General features: G+C 61.1%; 19 protein-coding genes. 9 read left to right on the top strand and 10 right to left on the bottom strand.

The annotated features are described in order from the left end of the window. Positions 1-156: 156 nt before the first annotated feature. Positions 157-1,137 carry a glutathione S-transferase family protein gene (locus ACLBKR_RS11385; protein WP_113448375.1) on the top strand — a complete coding sequence of 327 codons (981 nt, stop codon included), beginning with the start codon at positions 157-159 and terminating at the stop codon, positions 1,135-1,137. 9 nt (positions 1,138-1,146) lie between these two features. Here the strand turns inward: ACLBKR_RS11385 and ACLBKR_RS11390 are convergent, their stop codons facing one another. After that, positions 1,147-1,638: an NUDIX domain-containing protein gene (locus tag ACLBKR_RS11390; RefSeq protein WP_113339190.1), complete on the bottom strand. Its 492-nt coding sequence runs from the start codon at positions 1,636-1,638 to the stop codon at positions 1,147-1,149. 41 nt (positions 1,639-1,679) lie between these two features. On the opposite strand from ACLBKR_RS11390, the gene ACLBKR_RS11395 reads away from it, so the two are divergent. Beyond that, the gene (locus ACLBKR_RS11395; protein WP_113442768.1) at positions 1,680-2,588 is read left to right on the top strand and encodes a metallophosphoesterase family protein; all 909 of its coding nucleotides are present in this window, start codon (positions 1,680-1,682) and stop codon (positions 2,586-2,588) included. Here ACLBKR_RS11395 and ACLBKR_RS11400 read toward each other — a convergent pair. From ACLBKR_RS11400 to ACLBKR_RS11420, 5 genes are all read right to left on the bottom strand, one after another. Further along, positions 2,585-3,274, bottom strand: a complete 690-nt coding sequence (locus tag ACLBKR_RS11400) for a CerR family C-terminal domain-containing protein (RefSeq protein ID WP_113448376.1) — start codon at positions 3,272-3,274, stop codon at positions 2,585-2,587. The two genes, ACLBKR_RS11395 and ACLBKR_RS11400, sit on opposite strands and share 4 nt — an antisense overlap. A 137-nt stretch (positions 3,275-3,411) precedes the next feature. Then, on the bottom strand, positions 3,412-4,194 hold the full coding sequence (locus ACLBKR_RS11405) for an alpha/beta fold hydrolase (protein WP_113448377.1): 783 nt from the start codon (positions 4,192-4,194) through the stop codon (positions 3,412-3,414). A gap of 3 nt (positions 4,195-4,197) precedes the next feature. Beyond that, positions 4,198-5,910 (bottom strand): 2-isopropylmalate synthase, encoded by a 1,713-nt coding sequence (gene leuA / locus ACLBKR_RS11410; protein WP_113339296.1) that lies wholly within the window; start codon positions 5,908-5,910, stop codon positions 4,198-4,200. Between the two features lie 363 nt (positions 5,911-6,273). Further along, complete coding sequence (locus ACLBKR_RS11415) at positions 6,274-7,458, bottom strand: benzoate/H(+) symporter BenE family transporter (RefSeq protein WP_113448387.1); 1,185 nt, start codon at positions 7,456-7,458, stop codon at positions 6,274-6,276. 103 nt (positions 7,459-7,561) lie between these two features. Next, a complete protein-coding gene (locus ACLBKR_RS11420) occupies positions 7,562-8,752 on the bottom strand; it encodes a GGDEF domain-containing protein (protein WP_113487357.1) in 1,191 nt (396 codons plus the stop codon). 323 nt (positions 8,753-9,075) lie between these two features. Between ACLBKR_RS11420 and ACLBKR_RS11425 the strand changes: the two genes are divergently transcribed. The 4 genes from ACLBKR_RS11425 to ACLBKR_RS11440 all read left to right on the top strand — a co-directional run bounded on the left by ACLBKR_RS11425 (position 9,076) and on the right by ACLBKR_RS11440 (position 13,087). Further along, positions 9,076-10,173, top strand: coding sequence for a carboxynorspermidine decarboxylase (locus tag ACLBKR_RS11425; RefSeq protein ID WP_113448380.1), 1,098 nt, complete (start codon positions 9,076-9,078; stop codon positions 10,171-10,173). 38 nt (positions 10,174-10,211) lie between these two features. After that, a complete protein-coding gene (locus ACLBKR_RS11430; protein ID WP_414899324.1) occupies positions 10,212-11,450 on the top strand; it encodes a saccharopine dehydrogenase family protein in 1,239 nt (412 codons plus the stop codon). 403 nt (positions 11,451-11,853) lie between these two features. Further along, the gene (locus tag ACLBKR_RS11435; RefSeq protein ID WP_414899325.1) at positions 11,854-12,504 is read left to right on the top strand and encodes a DUF5343 domain-containing protein; all 651 of its coding nucleotides are present in this window, start codon (positions 11,854-11,856) and stop codon (positions 12,502-12,504) included. Further along, positions 12,497-13,087 (top strand): Swt1 family HEPN domain-containing protein, encoded by a 591-nt coding sequence (locus ACLBKR_RS11440; RefSeq protein ID WP_414899326.1) that lies wholly within the window; start codon positions 12,497-12,499, stop codon positions 13,085-13,087. Before ACLBKR_RS11435 ends, ACLBKR_RS11440 begins: the two co-directional genes overlap by 8 nt. Positions 13,088-13,559: 472 nt before the next feature. Here ACLBKR_RS11440 and ACLBKR_RS11445 read toward each other — a convergent pair whose 3' ends face one another. After that, a complete protein-coding gene (locus ACLBKR_RS11445; RefSeq protein ID WP_414899327.1) occupies positions 13,560-13,826 on the bottom strand; it encodes a type II toxin-antitoxin system Phd/YefM family antitoxin in 267 nt (88 codons plus the stop codon). Positions 13,827-13,961: 135 nt separating this feature from the next. Here ACLBKR_RS11445 and ACLBKR_RS11450 point away from each other — a divergent pair, with 135 nt between their 5' ends. Further along, positions 13,962-14,165: a hypothetical protein gene (locus ACLBKR_RS11450; protein ID WP_414899328.1), complete on the top strand. Its 204-nt coding sequence runs from the start codon at positions 13,962-13,964 to the stop codon at positions 14,163-14,165. A gap of 82 nt (positions 14,166-14,247) precedes the next feature. Then, positions 14,248-14,565: a hypothetical protein gene (locus ACLBKR_RS11455; protein WP_113442759.1), complete on the top strand. Its 318-nt coding sequence runs from the start codon at positions 14,248-14,250 to the stop codon at positions 14,563-14,565. 72 nt (positions 14,566-14,637) lie between these two features. On the opposite strand, the gene ACLBKR_RS11460 is transcribed toward ACLBKR_RS11455, so the two are convergent. Together ACLBKR_RS11460 and ACLBKR_RS11465 are read right to left on the bottom strand one after the other, a co-directional pair. Continuing rightward, a complete protein-coding gene (locus ACLBKR_RS11460; RefSeq protein ID WP_113442798.1) occupies positions 14,638-15,222 on the bottom strand; it encodes an ATP-dependent Clp protease proteolytic subunit in 585 nt (194 codons plus the stop codon). A 170-nt stretch (positions 15,223-15,392) separates the two neighbouring features. Then, on the bottom strand, positions 15,393-15,824 hold the full coding sequence (locus ACLBKR_RS11465) for an Lrp/AsnC family transcriptional regulator (protein ID WP_113442758.1): 432 nt from the start codon (positions 15,822-15,824) through the stop codon (positions 15,393-15,395). Positions 15,825-15,948: 124 nt separating this feature from the next. On the opposite strand from ACLBKR_RS11465, the gene ACLBKR_RS11470 reads away from it, so the two are divergent. Further along, positions 15,949-17,052, top strand: a complete 1,104-nt coding sequence (locus ACLBKR_RS11470; RefSeq protein WP_113448875.1) for a saccharopine dehydrogenase family protein — start codon at positions 15,949-15,951, stop codon at positions 17,050-17,052. A gap of 150 nt (positions 17,053-17,202) precedes the next feature. Here ACLBKR_RS11470 and ACLBKR_RS11475 read toward each other — a convergent pair whose 3' ends face one another. Further along, the gene (locus tag ACLBKR_RS11475; RefSeq protein WP_414901782.1) at positions 17,203-18,318 is read right to left on the bottom strand and encodes an acyl-CoA dehydrogenase family protein; all 1,116 of its coding nucleotides are present in this window, start codon (positions 18,316-18,318) and stop codon (positions 17,203-17,205) included. Positions 18,319-18,474: the final 156 nt, after the last annotated feature.

Below are 18,474 nucleotides of genomic sequence, written 5' to 3' on the forward strand. Positions count from 1 at the left end.
GGGGCCTTCAATCCTTCAGGTGAAAATCCGGATAGCAGCATTTTTCGTGTCGGTCCAACGGAAAAACACACCGTTCATCCTTTCGCGTCTCGCAATCCTTCTGTCGAACCGTATTTTCAGCCAACGACACGGGAAGAAACAAGAAGGAGTTGCCCGATGGGCATGCTGATCGAAGGTACCTGGCACGACGTCTGGTACGACACCAAGGCAACCGCGGGACATTTCCGTCGCGGCGATTCGACCTTTCGCAACTGGGTCACTGCGGACGGTAGCGCCGGTCCGACCGGACGCGCAGGCTTCAAGGCAGAGGCCGGCCGCTACCATCTCTATGTGTCCTACGCCTGCCCCTGGGCGCACCGCACTCTGATCTTCCGCAAGCTCAAGGGACTGGACAATCGTATCTCCGTATCGGTGGTGGACCCGCTGATGCTAGAAAACGGCTGGGAATTCCACGATCGCGACGGCGCAACCGCCGATCACCTCTTCGGCTCGCGCGCCCTCTGGGAAATCTATGTGAAGGCCGATCCCGCTTATAGCGGTCGCGTCACCGTCCCTGTCCTCTGGGACAAGAAGACAGGCACGATTGTCTCGAACGAATCCTCCGAGATCATCCGCATGTTCAACAGCGCCTTTGACGGACTGACCGGCAACACGCTGGATTTTTACCCGCAGGAACTTCACGGTGCGATCGACGAACTCAACAGGCGCGTCTACGACACTGTCAACAACGGCGTCTACAAGGCCGGCTTCGCCACCACGCAGGCCGCCTATGAGAGCGCCGTCCACCCGCTGTTCGAAACCCTTGATTGGCTTGAGGAGCGGCTTGCCGGGCAGCGCTACCTATTCGGCGACCGGCAGACGGAAGCCGACTGGCGGCTGTTCACCACCCTCGTCCGCTTCGACGCGGTCTATGTCGGCCATTTCAAGTGCAATATCCGCAGGATCGAGGACTATCCCAACCTCTCGGCCTATCTGCGCGATCTCTACCAGACGCCGGGCGTGGCGCAGACAGTCAACATGCGCCACATCAAGGACCACTACTACCGCAGTCACAAGACCATCAACCCGACAGGCGTCGTCCCGGTCGGGCCGGCGCTCGACTTCGACCGGCCCCATGGCCGCGAAAGGCTCGCCTGATTTCGGCTCTCACCAGATGTCGGCAGGGCTTGCCTCGCCGCCCAGTTCGGCAAGTCTCCTGCGCGTGGCGGTGGTCGTGTCGGGGGGCAGATCCCGCGGATCGAAGAAGCCGGATTCGACGATCTCCCGGTCGGCCGGACGCGGTGCGGTCTGGATGACCTTCGCGCGGTAGAGCAGAACGTGATCCCGTTTGCTGACCGTACTGTTGTAATAAACGTGGAAGAGCTGCGGCGGCTCGGTCATCACCAGATTGCCTTCTTCGCGCAACTCCTTTTCGAGCGCCTGCATCACGGTCTCGCGGCGCTCCACCCCGCCGCCGGGCATATACCAGCCCGGTACATAGGAGTGGCGAACAAGGAAAATCCGCCCCTCTTCATCAAAACAGGCCGCCCGGACACCAAGTGTCATGCCGCGCGAAATCGCGAAGTAACTGTGCAGAATACGCAACACGAACCGGGTAGTTGGTCCGGATACTTCTTCTCTTCCTTGCTGTTGCGTCATTGTCCTTGCCCGCTGTGGATGCGCTCTTTAAGAGAGGCACCATGTTCAAGCTCGCGCATATATCCGACGTTCACCTTGGGCCTTTGCCGAACCTGACGATCCGTGAACTCGCCTCCAAGCGCATTACCGGATATGTGAACTGGCACCGCAACCGGCGCAAGCACCTTTTCGCCAACGCGCTCGATCTTGTGATCGGGGATCTGCGCCGGCAGGAGCCCGACCATCTCGCCATCACCGGCGACCTTGTCAATCTTGCCTCCGGCATCGAGATCCGTCGCATCGCGGAATGGCTCCACGAGACCGGCGCTCCTCTCGATACCTCCGTGGTTCCCGGCAATCACGACGCCTATGTGCCCGGCGCGCACGACAAGGCCGTGCAGGCCTGGTACGACTACATGCGCGGCGACGACGATCCGATGATCTGGCGCGAGGGCTACAAGCTCTTTCCCTATATCCGCCGCCGCGGCCCGGTGGCGCTGATCGGCTGTTCTACCTCCATTGCGACGCCCCCTTTCTCCGCCAGCGGCTTCTTCAGCGCAAGGCAGGCGCGCGAGACCTCCAACCTGCTGAAGGCAGCCGGCGAGGAAGGTCTTTTCCGGGTGGTGATGATCCACCATCCGCCCATCCGCGGCGCAACCTCGTCCCACAAGCGCATGATCGGCATCCGGCGCTTTGCGGCCGCCATCTCCACCGGCGGCGCGGAACTGGTGCTGCACGGTCACACCCACCTCAACACGCTCTATTGGCTCAACAATCGGCATCAGCATGTGCCTGTGGTCGGCATTGCCTCCGCCTCGCAGGGCCCCGGCGCGACCAAGCCGGCTGCCGGCTATAATCTCTTCTCCATCGACGGAGAAGCCGGCCATTGGCGTCTGCAATGGGACCGCTACGGCCTTGCCGACACCGGCACGGAACTGCGGCACGAACACCGCCAGATACTGATGGGTTAGGCTCCGGGGCGCGCCTCCCCGGCGACGAAACCGTCTCGCGAACGATGATAGGCCACGATCGCCTTCAGGTTCTGCGAGACGATTGCGCCGGCAGCCTGCGCCTGCGTCAGTCCGAATCCCGGCCAGCCCATATGCTTGACGATGACGGGCTTGCACTGCCGGAAAAAAACCATCTGCCCGAACAGCGAAAAAACCGTCAGGGCAAGCTCGCTGCCTTGCACGGCGCCTCCGACGGCGATGGCGAACAATTGCGAAAACCGTTCATGCAGCGGTTCGGTGAGCTTTTCGTAGAGAAGCGCATCGACGGTGGCGGGAACGACCAGTTCCCGCGTCATGAAGTTGGAAATCCGGTCGGCGTCCGGCCGTGTCGAACCGAGCAGGAGCAGGATCGAGAACATGCTGTCCAGCATGTCGAGCGCCTCGTCGGGAGAGAGGGTTTCCGGCAGCGGCTCCGACACCGATGCACCGAGCATTTCCCGCACCACCGAAATCACATATTCGATGCAGGCGATCCTGAGCCCCGGCTTGCCTCCGAAATGATAGGCAATACTGCCGATGTTGGCGGCCGCGTGATCGGCAATCTGCCGTGTCGACACGGCGTCATAGCCGTAATCGCCGAAAAGTTCGAGCGCAGCGGATACCAGGGATTCGCGCGTGGCGGCCGCGCCAGAAACCTGTCTTGTCATTCTTGTCCTGTCCCATACAGCCCAGTCATTGCCCGGACAGTTCATGTACAGGCTCGGGATGACGCATGAAATCAATACGTTACTTACAGCCGCCGCTCAAGGCGCCAGCCCGTCCGCGAAAATCCGCTAAAACGCATTCAGCCCGCGGCCGAGACTGCCCGCCCGATCTCCTCGGCAACGATCCCGGGGCATTCGTCAACCAGCATGTGACCGGCCCCGGCGATGCGACGGATTGCAACGCCGTCCCCGCTGACAGCGCTCTGATGCGGCGGCAGGATGCAGTCCTCAAGCCCCCAGAGCAATGTCAGGGGCATCCGCAGGGAGAGGATATCGTCAAGCGGCAATTGTCCCTGCGCCGGCCCCGTTTCGCACATGGCGGAAACGATTGCCTCGAAGACGGTTCGCAAGGCCTCGAGCGCGCCGCCCGCGCGACGCGCCTCCAGCGTGTCGCGGACCATATCCTCGGGAATATCGAAATTATAGCCAACCATGATTTCCATGGCCGCGCGCAGTTCATCGGCCGTTTCGGCAAGGCCGTAGCGACGAAGCGCCCGATGGTTGATTTCCGGCCCGAAACCGCCTGGCGCCACGAGCGTCAGGCTCGCCACCGCTTCAGGCCGGCGAAGCGCGATCAGGGCGGCAGTCGCCCCGCCGAGCGAATGGCCGGCAAGATGAAAGACGGAAATGCCCCGTCCCTCGAGATCGGACAGGATAGCCTTCGCCATGCGCCCCGCTCCGCCGAGGCCATCCGCTCCCAGCGAACCTCCATGCCCTGGAAGATCGTAGGCAATCACCGGCAGATCCGACGGCAGCAGGGCCGTGACCCGCCGCCAGGCGAAGGCGCCACCGCCGAAGCCATGCAGCAGCACCAGCGGCGCTGCTGCATGAGGATCGCCGGCGATGACGGCGTGAAGTGCCACCCGTCAGGCCTTCGCCCGCTCTTCGAGCACGCGGTTGGCCGCCGAAACGATCGCTTCCAGCGAAGCCGTCACGATGTTGGTGTTGATGCCGGCGCCGAACAGCTTGCCGCCCGGATGGACCATCTCGACATAGGCTATGGCCGAAGCGTTGGAGCCGTGCTGCAGCGAATGCTCGGAATAGTCGGCAACCGAAAGGTCGATGCCGAGATAGGTCGACAGGGCGTTGATGAAGCCGTCGATCGGACCGGTTCCCTGCCCCTCGATCCGTTTCACCTCGCCATGGTCGGTAATTTCGGCGGCGATGATACGGCGGCCCTTCTGGCCCGGATCGGGATAGGTGTGGTGATCGACGAATTTGAGGCGGGCGCCCGGCTGCTCGACATAACGCTCGATGAAACGCTCATGGATACGCTTCGACGGCAGTTCCACACCTTCCTCGTCGGTAATCCGCTGGATGTCCTCGCGGAACTCCACCTGCAGGTTGCGCGGCAGGTTGATGCCGTAATCCTGCTGCAGGATGTAGGCGATGCCGCCCTTGCCGGACTGCGAGTTGATGCGGATGATCGCCTCGTAGGTCCGGCCGACGTCCTGCGGGTCGATCGGCAGGTAAGGCACCTCCCAGAGGCCGGTATTCGACTGCTTGATCGCCTTCATGCCCTTGTTGATCGCATCCTGATGCGAACCCGAGAAAGCGGTGTAGACCAGTTCACCGACATAAGGATGGCGCTCCGGAATGGTCATCTCGTTGGAATATTCGTAGACGGCCTTGATCCGCTCGATGTCGGAGCAATCCAGTTCGGGATCGACGCCCTGGGTGTACATGTTGAGCGCCAGCGTCACGACGTCGACATTGCCGGTGCGCTCGCCATTGCCGAACAGTGTGCCTTCCACGCGGTCAGCGCCGGCCATCAGGCCGAGTTCGGTCGCGGCGATGCCGGTGCCGCGGTCGTTATGCGGATGCAGCGAAATCAGCACGTTCTCGCGGTTGTCGATGTTGCGGCACATCCACTCGATCATGTCGGCATAGATGTTCGGCGTCGACATCTCGACCGTCGAGGGCAGGTTCAGGATCAGTTTGTTATCGGGCGTCGGCTTGATGATCTCGATAACGGCATTGGAGATTTCCAGCGCCACGTCCAGTTCGGTGCCGGTGAAGCTCTCCGGCGAATACTCGAAACGAAAACCGCCGCCGGCCTTGGCGGCCATGTCGGTAATCATCTTGGCGGCGTCGACGGCGATCTGCTTGATGCCGGCCACATCCTTGCCGAACACAACACGACGCTGCAACTCGCTGGTGGAATTGTAGAAATGGATGATCGGGCGCCTAGCCCCCTCCAGCGCCTCGAAGGTGCGGGTAATCAGTTCGGGCCGGCACTGCACCAGCACCTGCAGCGACACGTCGTCGGGCACATTGCCCTGCTCGACGCACCAGCGGGCGAAATCGAAGTCGGTCTGCGAGGCGGAAGGGAAGCCGATCTCGATTTCCTTGAAGCCCATCTCCAGCAACAGCTGGAACATGCGGGCCTTGCGGTCGTGCCCCATGGGATTGACCAGCGACTGGTTGCCGTCGCGCAGGTCGACCGAACACCAGATCGGCGCTTTGGTGATCGTCTTGGACGGCCAGGTGCGGTCCTTGATGTCAATCTGCGGATAGGGGCGGTATTTCTTGGCCGCCTCGGGCATGCCGTGCTTCACACCGGCTGTATTCACGCTCATCTCGTTCATCGTCTTCCTCTTCCGCATCTGCCCGCCGTCTTCGTTGTGGGGCTGGTACAGACGCCTGGCCGTCGAAGGCCTTTCATGCTGCAAAAACTGGGATTTTATCCGAGGAGCTGTGCCACGCGGCTAACCGGCCGCCGGGCGCTCCTCAATGGACCCGGCAACCGCGGATAAGGCTAAGAAGAAGCGAGTTTAGGGCGAGAACCGACGCGCCGGCCGGAATGCGGCCTGCGTCGAATGAAGCGGTGATGTGTTCGCCCGAGATCTTCATGCGAGCGTTATAGTCACGCTTCGTTGCGCTTGGCAAGTACGTCATTTGCATGTTCGCAGCCTCACCCGTCATCACTGGCAACCCTCCGCTCACCCCCGCCATGCCTTGGCGAAATTCAGCAGGCCGAGCATGAGGCCGCCCGCGACAAGCCCCCAGAAGGCGCCGGAAATGCCGCCGAACGACACGCCGGACGCGGTAATCAGGAAGGTGACGGCTGCAGCCTCGCGCGTTTCGGCGTCCTTGAAAGCCGCAAGGGCAGAGCCGGAAAACGCCCCGATCAGCGCAAGCCCGGCAACCGCCTGAATGAGAATGGGCGGCGCGAGCGAGACGAAGGCCGTAACCGCACCGGCCAGAAGGCCGAGAATCACATAGCCGACGCCGCCGATGATCGCCGCCCAGTAGCGCTTCTTCGGATCGGGATGGGCGTCCTCGCCGGAGCACATGGCCGCCGTAATCGCCGCCAGATTGACGGCATGCCCGCCGAAGGGAGCCGACAACAGCGAAAACAGTCCCGTCGTCGCAAACAGCGGGCCGGGATTGGGATCGTAATGATTGACCTTCAGCACCGCGATCCCCGGAATATTCTGCGAGGCCATGGTGACGATGAAGAGCGGCAGCGAAATCGAGATCAGCGACGGCAGGGTGAAGGCTGGCGTCACCAGTTCCATCGGCGGCGCAAGCGATGCTGCCCAGTTCGCCATGGCCCCATCGGGCAATTCAACCCCGAACGCCATCACCAGAACAAAGGCGAGAAGTGCGGCCGGAACGGCATAGAGCCGCTTGAAGGCGGCAACCACCGCCCAGGCGGCAAAGATCGGCAGACCGAACAGCGGATCGAAGGCGATTGCCTTGAAGGGCGCGAAACAGAGACCGAGGATGACGCCCGACAGCATGGCATTGGCAATCGGCGCCGGAATGGCGGCAACGGCCTTGCCGAGCGGCTTGAACAGGCCGGCGATGATAATCAGGACGGCGCAGACCAGAAACGCGCCGACAGCAACAGGAAATCCCCCTTCCGGCACCCCGGCGGTCGCAAGCAGCGCCGCGCCGGGCGTCGACCACGCGATAGAGACCGGAAGCTTCGTCCACAGGCTGAGCACGATGGCGCAGACGCCCATGGAAACCGAAAGCGCCATCAGGCCCGAGGCTGCCTCGAAGTCCGTTGCCCCGACCCCTTTCAACCCCTGCAACACGACGGCGAAGGAACTGGCGAAGCCGACGAAAGCAGTCAGGCAACCCATGAAAAAACTCTGGGGGGAAAGGTCTTTCAGCATGGCGGCATCCCAGGAATGTGCTTTGAAATTCGCCAAGGCCAATCAAATTCGCACGATGCTGGCAAGGTCTCGACGGCCCGAAAACGGCCGGCACCCCCACCCGTCAGGCGTATTTTTCCTGGGTGTGGGCCTCATCGCTCGCCGCTGTCGCCTCATCTGTCGCAGTTTCGAAGGCAAACAGCCGCACACGGTTGCGCCCGGCGCGTTTGGCGCAATAGAGCGCCTCGTCGGCGCAGGCGACGAGGCGCGTCATCGATAAGGCCGCTGGCGCGACGGCTGCACCGGCGCTCAGGGTCACCGGGATTCGCACACCGTCATGCTCGACGATCAGCGCCTCGACCGCCTGACGCAACAATTCGGCCTTCGCCATCGCCGTCTCGGCCGTCGCCTGCGGCAGGAACAGGCCGAATTCTTCGCCGCCCATGCGGGCAAGAAGCGCCTGCGCGCCGAGCAGCCGAGCCATCTTCTGCGCCACCGCGGTCAGCACCTGGTCCCCAGCCTGATGTCCGTACCGGTCGTTGACGTGCTTGAAATGGTCAATGTCGAAAATAACGAAGGCGCTTCCCATACCCGCCTGCCGCGGCATCCGATCCATTAACCAGTGCCGGTTGCGGATCCCCGTCAGGCTGTCGGTTTCGGTCAGTGCGATCAAGCGCTTCTCCGATCGCTCCTGCACCAGGATAAGGACGAACATCGCTATGGCGAATTGGCAGAGGATGAGTACGAGAAACGTCTCGGGCGGGGTAACCGCCACCGTCTGCGGCAAGGCGATGCTGGCAATCGTAACGAAGGCGATAACGGCTTTGAAGACCAGCACGCCGGCCAGCCCGTAGCGGCTCTTCAATCCCTCGATCTTCGGATCGCTGGCAACCAGCCAGGCGCTCGCCAACGCAAAACCGCCCATCACCGATAGAAAAACGGTAGCGCGAGAGAGATTATCGAGATGGAAGCCCGTCGCGAGAGCCGCGACCGACAGGACGATCGGCAGCACCAGGACCCACCAGCCCCGCCCCGCACCTCGCTCATGCAAAAGACTAAGCAGTCCGATCCAGAAAAAGGCGTAGGACACCGGACCGAGAATGAAACTGACAAAAGTCCAGATCGCATAGTCGACCTGCCCATTGGCGCCGGCACCGGCCAGCAGCGACCCGGCAGCCAGAAGCAGAAGGGCGACAGCCATCGTGCCGAGCCCATGGCTGCACCTCGAGTGCCAGCGCAGGTAAAGGAAGCAGATGGCGCCAACGACCAGCGATAGCGGGTGCAGGATCAGGATGGTGGCAAGGTCGAGATGCATCGCAAGTCATGATTAGGTGATTTTGCCCATGTTAGCGGCGGATAACTTGCGGATTGCTAAAGATTGCCATCCGCTTGGCGCATGGCTGTCCCCACGTCAGCGCAACGCAACACCGCCCGGCCGCCCTCCTCCCATTCGCCCTGCGGCATCGATAATCCGTCACGCAGCCGTCACGATGATCGGGCATTCCCCTTGGCAATGCTCGAAAACCCCTCCGGCCGCTTGCCTTTTTGCCCCCTTTTGCCTATGGACCCCCCTCCGACGCATTCGGGGCGTCCCGTTCACTTCCGCCTGATATGGCTGGGTTCACGAAGGATAGAGCCTTGATCCAGACTCCCTACTACCTCATCGACAAGTCGAAGCTCCTGCAGAACATGGAGAAGATCGCGAAACTGCGCGAACTCTCCGGCGCCAGGGCCCTGCTCGCGCTGAAATGCTTTGCCACCTGGTCGGTCTTCGACCTGATGCGCGAATACATGGACGGCACGACCTCTTCCTCGCTCAACGAGGTCCGTCTCGGCCACGAGCGCTTCGGCAAGGAAACCCATGCTTATTCGGTGGCTTACGCCGATTACGAGATCGACGAGGTCGTGTCCCACGCCGACAAGATCATCTTCAACACCATCGGACAGTTGCAGCGCTTCGAGAAGCAGTCCTCGGGCATCGTCCGCGGTCTTCGCCTCAATCCCGGCGTCTCCTCGTCGAGCTTCGATCTCGCCGACCCCGCCCGCCCCTTTTCCCGCCTCGGCGAATGGGACATGGCCAAGGTCGAGCCGGTCATGGACATGATCTCCGGCTTCATGATCCACAACAACTGCGAAAACGGCGATTTCGACCTGTTCGACAAGATGCTCGGCCAGATCGAGGAAAAGTTCTCACCCCTCCTGAAAAAGGCCGACTGGGTTTCGCTCGGCGGCGGCATCCATTTCACCGGCGACAACTACCCGCTCACGAAATTCGCCGAACGCCTCAAGCGTTTCTCCGGCGAATTCGGCGTTCAGGTCTATCTGGAGCCCGGCGAGGCCTCGATCACCAGGTCGACCACGCTCGAAGTGACCGTTCTCGACAAGCTTTACAACGGCAAGGACCTTGTCGTGGTGGATTCATCCATCGAAGCGCACATGCTGGATCTGCTGATCTATCGTGAAAGCGCGAAGGTTCATCCCAACCAGGGACCGCATCGTTACATGGTCTGCGGCAAGTCCTGCCTGGCCGGCGACATCTTCGGCGAGTTCGATTTCGAAAACGAACTGAATGTCGGCGACCGCATCTCGATCCAGGACACCGCCGGCTACACGATGGTCAAGAAAAACTGGTTTAACGGCGTGAAAATGCCGGCAATCGCCATCCGTGAACTGGATGGCAGCATCAGAACGGTCCGTGAATTTTCCTACGCGGACTACGAACAAAGCCTCTCGTAAGGCTTCTGACGATTGGACATAAGGAGTTGGTCCCCATCATGAAGAAGAACGTGCTCATCATCGGCGCCGGCGGCGTCGCCCAGGTCGTGGCGCACAAATGCGCCCAGAACAACGATGTGCTCGGCGACATCCACATCGCCTCGCGCACCAAGGCCAAGTGCGACAAGATCATCGCGTCGGTCCATGAGAAGAAGGCCATGAAGCAGCCGGGCGTGCTCGAAGGCCACGCGCTTGATGCCCTCGACATCGAGGCGACCAAGGCCCTCATCAAGTCGACCAGGTCCGAGATCGTCATCAATGTCGGCACCGCCTTTTTGAACATGTCGGTGCTGCGCGCGTGCATGGATACCGGCGTCGCCTATATCGACACCGCGATCCATGAAGAGCCGAACAAGATCTGCGAAACGCCGCCGTGGTACGGAAACTACGAGTGGAAGCGTGCCGCCGAATGCGAGGAAAAGGGCATCACCGCCATCCTCGGCGCCGGCTTCGATCCGGGCGTCGTCAACGCCTATGCCCGTCTCGCCAAGGACGAATATCTCGACAAGGTGACCGACGTCGACATCGTCGACATCAATGCCGGCAGCCACGGAAAATACTTCGCCACCAACTTCGACCCGGAAATCAACTTCCGCGAATTCACCGGCGTCGTCTATTCCTGGCAGGGCGGCGAATGGAAGGTCAACAAGATGTTCGAGATCGGCAAGGATTACGACCTGCCGGTGGTCGGCACCCGCCGCGCCTATCTCTGCGGCCATGACGAAGTGCATTCGCTGGCCAAGAACATGGACGGCGCCGACGTGCGCTTCTGGATGGGCTTCGGCGATCACTACATCAACGTCTTCACCGTCCTGAAGTCGATCGGTCTCCTCTCCGAACAGCCGGTCAAGCTCGCCGACGGTTCCGAAGTGGTACCCCTCAAGGTCGTCAAGGCCTGCCTGCCGGACCCGGCTTCGCTTGCCCCCAACTACGAAGGCAAGACCTGCATCGGCGACTACGTAAAGGGCTTCAAGGACGGCAAGGAAAAGACCGTCTTCCTCTACAACGTCGCCGACCACAAGGAAGCCTATAACGAAGTGGGAAGCCAAGGCATCTCCTACACCGCCGGCGTCCCCCCGGTCGCAGCCGCCATGCTGGTCGCCACAGGCGAATGGGACGTGAAGAAGATGGCCAACGTCGAAGAACTGCCGCCCAAGCCGTTCATCAACCTCTTGAACAAGATCGGCCTGCCGACCCGCATTCAGGACGAGAACGGCGATCGGGCTGTGGAGTTCTGAGCGCTTGGGTAACGTTTGACGACTGAGGGAATGCTGACCCCGCCGGAGAAATTCGGCGGGTTTTTCGTGCCCACAAGGCCCACCGCCGTCATCCTCGGGCGCAGTCCCGAGGATCTACTGCCGCTGGCGGCAGGCGGCACGGTCGAGAGTGCCGATGCCACAGCAGACGCTCGGCACAAGGCCGAGCATGACGAAGGAGCATGGAGTTCGCATGAGGACGCGTGTGCTCAGCCGATAGCAGCACAAGTGGCTGCGATAGAACACGATCAGACGTGAGGAAAATCAAATGCCAAGAAGCGGTGAAAACGCCCCATACTAGATAAAGGTGGCCTTCACTTACGGCAAATTCTACCGCAGAGTGCATATTGGCTACTGATAGAATCTGGAAGGATGGTCGGACCGTATGAGCAATATTCCATATCTGGCTTCTCCGGGAAACATCGCGAAAGCATTCGCTGCGATAAAAGCTGCCGCGACACCCCCTAAAGTGTCCCAAGACTTTGTGAAAACGAAATTGGGAATAACAGGTAGCTCCGGCGCCCAAATGACGACTTTTCTAAAGAGACTTGGGTTCGCTACATCAGATGGAAGCCCGACTGATCTCTACAGAGGATACAGAGGAACCGATGGCGGACGAGCGTTGGCTACAGCGATCAAGAGCGCTTATAGCCCCTTGTATCAACGTAACGAGTATCTGCACGAATGTGATGATAAAGTACTAAAAGAGATAATAATGCAGGAAACGGGCTATGCGAAAGACGCGAGGGCCCTCACGCTTACATTCAGCACCGTAAAGAACTTGATTTCATTGGCCGATTTCTCTGAGCAAGAAACTTCAGTAGGCGGCGACGAGCGATACAATGAAAGTGTTTTCCCTGCACCGCAACACAATAACTTTGCTCAACATCTGCAGTCGAACCCAAGAGATGAGAACGTCAGACTGAATCTCGGATACACCATAAACCTAAACTTGCCCGAGACCACCGATATTGAGGTTTTTAACGCAATATTTAAGAGCCTAAAGGCAAACCTGCTGAGAAACTCAGATGAGTGAGAAAACAGATATCTATCTTCGCGCATTTGGCATGAGCGGGGCGCAGATTTCTTCTGAGATGAGCAAGATCGAGCGAGACAAGGGCATTAACTTAAGGACCGCAAAGGAAGCTCGAAAAGCGCGGAAACACGAGGATTATTCGAACTTCGAACAGTCCATCAGAGACGACGCCTCGTGGATGTCCGAATACTACGAAATATTTTACTGTCTGGAGGTTTCAATCAGAAAACTGATAACCGACACTCTTATAGAGGCAGAGGGTGTGGATTGGTGGAGCACCAATCGAGTTGCACCCGGTATCAAGAATGAAGTTCAAGCAATCAAAAATAGGGAGGAGCAGGCCGCTATAACTCTTCGGTCAGACAACCCTATTGATTACACCACATTTGGACAACTATCGCAGATCATCACTGATAACTTTGACCTGTTTGTGCCGGTCATATCGTCAAAGAGTGCGGTAAGCCGGGTCTTAAACCAGCTAAATTTGTTACGAGGTCCGATAGCTCACTGCTGTCCTCTTGCGGCGGATGAACGCGACCGGCTCAAGCTGGCAGTTCGAGATTGGTTTCGCTTACTCAGTTAAGAGCCGCGCTTACATCTAGGCGGTCAAAGTGCAAGAAGTTTGTTAGAAAAAATCGGAGTTCAAATCGGCTGCAAACTCACCTTTTTGTCCTAACTCCACCCCCATAACTCCAACCCCAGACTCTCGCAATGCCGCATATTCCGGGTCACCACGGTAAGCCCATAAAACGCCGCAGTCCGGGCAATCATTGGAACCGACGCACCTGGATTAGCTCCCTCCGCATCGGCAGGCAGAATGAACTCTCCCAGCCTCGCGACCAGCGGCCGTAACCACGCTTCCAGCGCCCGCGACTTCTGTACGACGCCCTTAGCCTCCAGCAGCCGGATACCCTTCTCGATCTCGTGGATCGACACCTACGAGGTTGATGGTCCCACCCAGCTCCTGCGCCTCCGCCCAGGCCTCAAACCCTTCCGGCACGTTCACACGCCCCGAGACAGCAGCAACAGCACATCCGTATCGAGGAGATAGTCGCTCACAGCTCGATCTCGCGCGACGGCTGCCGGTTCCGCGCAAACACCTCGTCATCGAGATCCACATCGGCGGGAAACAGTTTGAGATGCGCCACAAGGCTGGGCCGGTCCTTGGCGAGCGCCCGCTTGGCTGCCTCCGCCGCCTCGACGCTGACCAGCACCGCCGCCGGCTTGCCATGCCTGGTGATGGTGACGAATTCGCCTGAGGCCGCGTCATCGACCAGCCCCGAGAGCCCTGCCTTGGCTTCCTTCACACCGATACTCGCCATCGCGACACCTCATAAAGTGACCACCAAAGACCACAATATACGTCTGAGCCCCCCTGATCCACAACACCCCACCATGCCACGAGGCCGCCACCCACCACCCAAATCCGAGACCTCGATGCCCTGCCCGAACGCGCAGTGCCGGACGCGGCCTTTCCCCATTGCGCGGTGAAACTCGCCTATCGCAAGAAGGGTGCGCCGAAGGCGAAATCGCTGTCGATGATCTTCATCGGCTTCAACGACGAAGCGGATGCGCTGGCTTACGCGGAGCGTTCAGGGGGTGCCCTGCCGCTGGTCACGAACCGTCCCCAAATGGGCGAACGGCCTCACGAGTGGCGTTGAATCCTGCGATACCTGTCTGACGCGCGGGAACTTTTGTGCCGCGGCAGACTTTTTCCGCCACGACATTGAAGGAGGACCCAACATGTCCGCGAAATTCCTGCGCACCGCGCTCGTTTCCACGCTCGCCCTCACCACGCTGCCGCTGGCAGTCCCGTTTGCAGCCCCTGCCTCCGCCCAGGATGTCGAACTGCGCATCGGCCCGGATGGCGTGCGCCCGATCGTCCGCGACCGTGACCGCGGCTGCAGCCCGGGCGAGGCCCGTGCCGCCGCCCTCGACGAAGGCCTGCGCCGCCCGCAGGTGGTGCGCGTCACAGAACGTTCGATCACCGTCGAAGGGTATACCCGCCGCGGTCCGGAGTTGATCCGCTTCGCCAATCGTCGCGGCTGCCCGATCATCTGATCGGCATCCGGCGAACGCAAAAAGCCGCCGGGTCGACCCGGCGGCTTTTTGTATCTTGATGCGAAGAGCCGTTCAGCCGATGTCGGCGTGGCTCTCGATGATCTTGCCGACGAGACCATAGGCCACGGCGTCTTCGGCCGAAAGCCAGTAGTCGCGGTCGATGTCCTTGGCGATCTTCTCCTCCGACTGGCCGGTGGCCTTGGCGTAGATCTTTATCAGGCGCTGGTTCATCTTGATGATTTCGCGGGCCTGGATCTCGATGTCGGAGGCCATGCCGCGCGTACCGCCGGACGGCTGGTGCATCAGGAACCGGGTATTCGGCAGCGCCAGACGGCGTTCCTTGGGAACGGCGACGAAGATCAGCGAGCCGGCAGAGGCCGCCCAGCCGGTCGCGATGATCCAGACCTTCGGCTTGATGAAGCGGATCATGTCGTGGATCGCGTCACCGGCTTCCACATGGCCGCCCGGCGAGCAGACGAACACGCGGATGTCGTCGTCCGAGGCTGCCGCGAGTGCCACGAGTTGGGTGCAGACCTTCTGCGCCAGCTCCATGGTGATCCCGCCATAGATGAAGATCGAACGCGACTTGAAGAGGTTCGCTTCCGTTTCCTTGCCGATCGGCAGTTCCTTGCTCTTGTCGTCTTCGTCTTCGTTCATCCGGATCATCTCCACTTGGGCTTCGTTCTCCCGCACATAGTGCGACTCATGTCCTAAAACAATGCGGGAAAAAGACAAGGCACGGAACCGGTGAACAGCCCGTTAGCGGCGCATCCCACAGGCTTCATAGGAAACCGCGTCAGAACGTCTGCCCCCGCCCGAGTCTGGCCCTAGCGCGAAATCCGCGTCGACAGGATGATCGAGGACAACGTCCGTTCCACGCCCGCGAGTTCGCCGATGCGGTCGATCAGCCGGTCGAGTTCGGCGATGGAAGGCGCCGCAATGATGGCGATCAGATCGTAGGGACCGTTGACCGAATGCAGCGCCGTCACCTCCCGGATCGCCGCAAGCTCGTTGGTGACGGCCGAAAGCGACTTCGGCGCAATGGTAATCAGCACATGCGCCCGGATCAGGTCCCTGACATAGCTGTCGGACAGCCTGACGCCATAACCGGTGATGACCTGGCCTTCCTCCAGCCGCTCCAGCCGTGCCTGGACCGTGGTGCGCGAAAGCCCCAGCCGCCTGGCAAGGGTGGCGACGGGCATGCGGGCATTCTCGCCGAGCAGGGAGATCAGTTCGCGGTCCTTGTCGGTCAGTTGCATTGTGACAAATCCATTCGGCAATTAGATCAATTTCATACCACGAATAGCGCTTTCCGCCACTATGAATCGACCAGACACCACGGCATCCTGTTCATATCTGACGAATTTCAAGAGGGGTCATGCAATGAAAGACATCGTGGTCATGGGCGCGGGCAAAATCGGCGGCGCGATCGCCCTGATGCTGGCGGCAAGCGGCGATTACCGCGTCACCGTCGCAGACAGGAGCGAGGCGCAACTGGCCGCCGTCGAGGCCCATCCGGCGATCGCGACCGCCGTCGTCGACATTGCCGACGCCGCCGCGCTCGACGCGCTGCTCAAGGGCCGTTTCGCCGTTCTCTCGGCCGCCCCGTTCCACCTGACGGGTGCGATTGCCGAGGCCGCCGCCCGCACCGGCACGCACTATCTTGACCTCACCGAAGACGTCGCCACCACCCGCAAGGTGGAAGCCCTTTCCGCCGGCGCAGAAAGCGCCTTCATTCCCCAATGCGGGCTTGCTCCGGGCTTCATTTCCATCGTCGCCCACGATCTGGCAAAGAACTTCGACAGCCTAGACAGCGTGCGCATGCGCGTCGGCGCGCTGCCGCAATACCCGTCCAACGCCCTCAACTACAATCTGACCTGGAGCACCGACGGCCTCATCAACGAATATATCGAGCCCTGCGAAGCCATCGTCGAGGGCCGCCTCGTCACCGTTCCGGCCATGGAGGAACGCGAGGAGTTCTCCCTCGACGGCGTGACCTACGAGGCCTTCAACACCTCGGGCGGCCTCGGCACGCTCTGCAAGACGCTGGAAGGCCGGGTGCGCACGATGAACTACCGCACCATCCGCTATCCGGGCCACCAGGCCATCGTCAAAGCGCTTCTGAACGACCTGAACCTCCGGAACCGCCGCGACATCCTGAAGGACCTGTTCGAAAACGCCCTTCCCGCCACCATGCAGGACGTCGTGGTGATTTTCGTCACCGTCTGCGGCACGAAGGACGGCCGGTTCATGCAGGAAACCTATGCCAACAAGGTCTATGCAGGCATTGTCGGCGGTCGCCGGATGAGCGCCATCCAGATCACCACCGCCGCCGGCATCTGCACGGTTCTCGACCTGCTCGCCGAAGGCAAGCTGCCGGCTAGGGGCTTCGTCCGCCAGGAAGAGATCGCCCTCTCCGATTTCCTCGCAAACCGCTTCGGCCACGTCTACGACCCGGAAGCAACGAAACTCGCTAGGGTCGGCTGATCGGCTCATCCTGCAATCCCAGCGCCCATGGCGCCGGGATTGCAAACGCACTCACCTTGACTGCGGGGAGAGGGCGGGCTGAGAAGCCCGTGATGGGGCGGAGCAACCGGCGTGAAGACCGGCCTCCGCCCCGCCTTTGTTGGCTGCGCTCTAGAAGATCCGGTCGACCGGCTGGCCAAGCGCCATGGCACCCGCATAGCGGGCCTGCGGTCCGGACTGCAACGGATGGAACCGCGCGCCCTGCACATCGCGGAAACGCCGCTCCAGCCCGTTTGCGCGGTAGAAGGATGCCCCGCCGGCAAGCTCCATCGCAAGCTCCGTCGCCCTGATCGCGTATTGCGCCACCAGCGAGCGGCCGATCATGATCTCGTTCACCGTATCGGCGGACGGCGCGTTTCGCTCCACCACATCCAGCATGGAACGATGTGCGATCTGCGCGGCCCGCAGCGCCGTGTCGACCTGGCCGGCGAGTTCGGTCACGCAATCGCTCGGCGGCCGTTTCCGCGCCATGTCCATCGCGATATCCCGCGCGCTTTCGGCCACGCCGAGATAAACGGCATAGATCAGCGGAAAGGCGATGGTCGAGATGATCTGGAAGACCGGATGCCACTCGCCCGCCTTGCGGGAAAACGCGACATTGGCATCGGGAATGAACAGGTTCTCGATGGAGACGTCGTTCGATCCGGTGCCGCGCATGCCGAGGCTGCGCCATGTGTTGTCGATCCGGACTTCCGGCGCCTTCATCGGCGCGCCGAAATGGATGACGGACCGCGACCCGTCCTCCGCCTCGTGGATCGCCCCGGTCATCAGCACCGCACCCGCCTCGGCGCCGGATGTGAAGACCTTGCGCGCCGTGACACGGTATCCGCCCTCGACCCGTTCGGCCCGGCCGGACCCGCCGATCCAGTCGGACCCGCCGCTGGAAAGCAGGATCAGGCGTTCCGCCGCGACCCGCCGCAGAAGCGGCTCGACCACGGACACCTTCTGATGACGCCAGCGCCATGCCGGGATCGCCACCTGATGGGTATGCATGGAAAAGGCGAGCGCCGTCGAACCGCAGGCATGCGCAAGAATGCGCAGCATATCCGCAAGTTCCCGGACCTCGGCTCCACGCCCGCCGAGTTCGACGGGCACGCCGGCCTCGACCAGCCCTGCCTCCTTGAGGAGAGCGTAATTCTCGCTGACGAAGCGGTCGTTTTCATCATGTGAGGCCGCGCGTTCCGCCAGAACCGGCGCAAGCCGCCGTGCGATCTCGGTAATGCTCATTTCGGTGTCGGTGCCGGCGTCCCTCGCCGACACCGTTTCAGCCATGCCGTGCATGTCTCTTTCCTCCTATTGACTTGCAACGATGAGGAGTCTGCGCGCCTTGCCGGGTTATATCCAGTTCAGGAAATGTACCTCGTCAATTTTCCGGCCAAGCCC

Source organism: Paenirhizobium cremeum (genome assembly GCF_047553425.1).
GTDB classification, from domain to species: Bacteria; Pseudomonadota; Alphaproteobacteria; order Rhizobiales; family Rhizobiaceae; genus Allorhizobium; species Allorhizobium cremeum.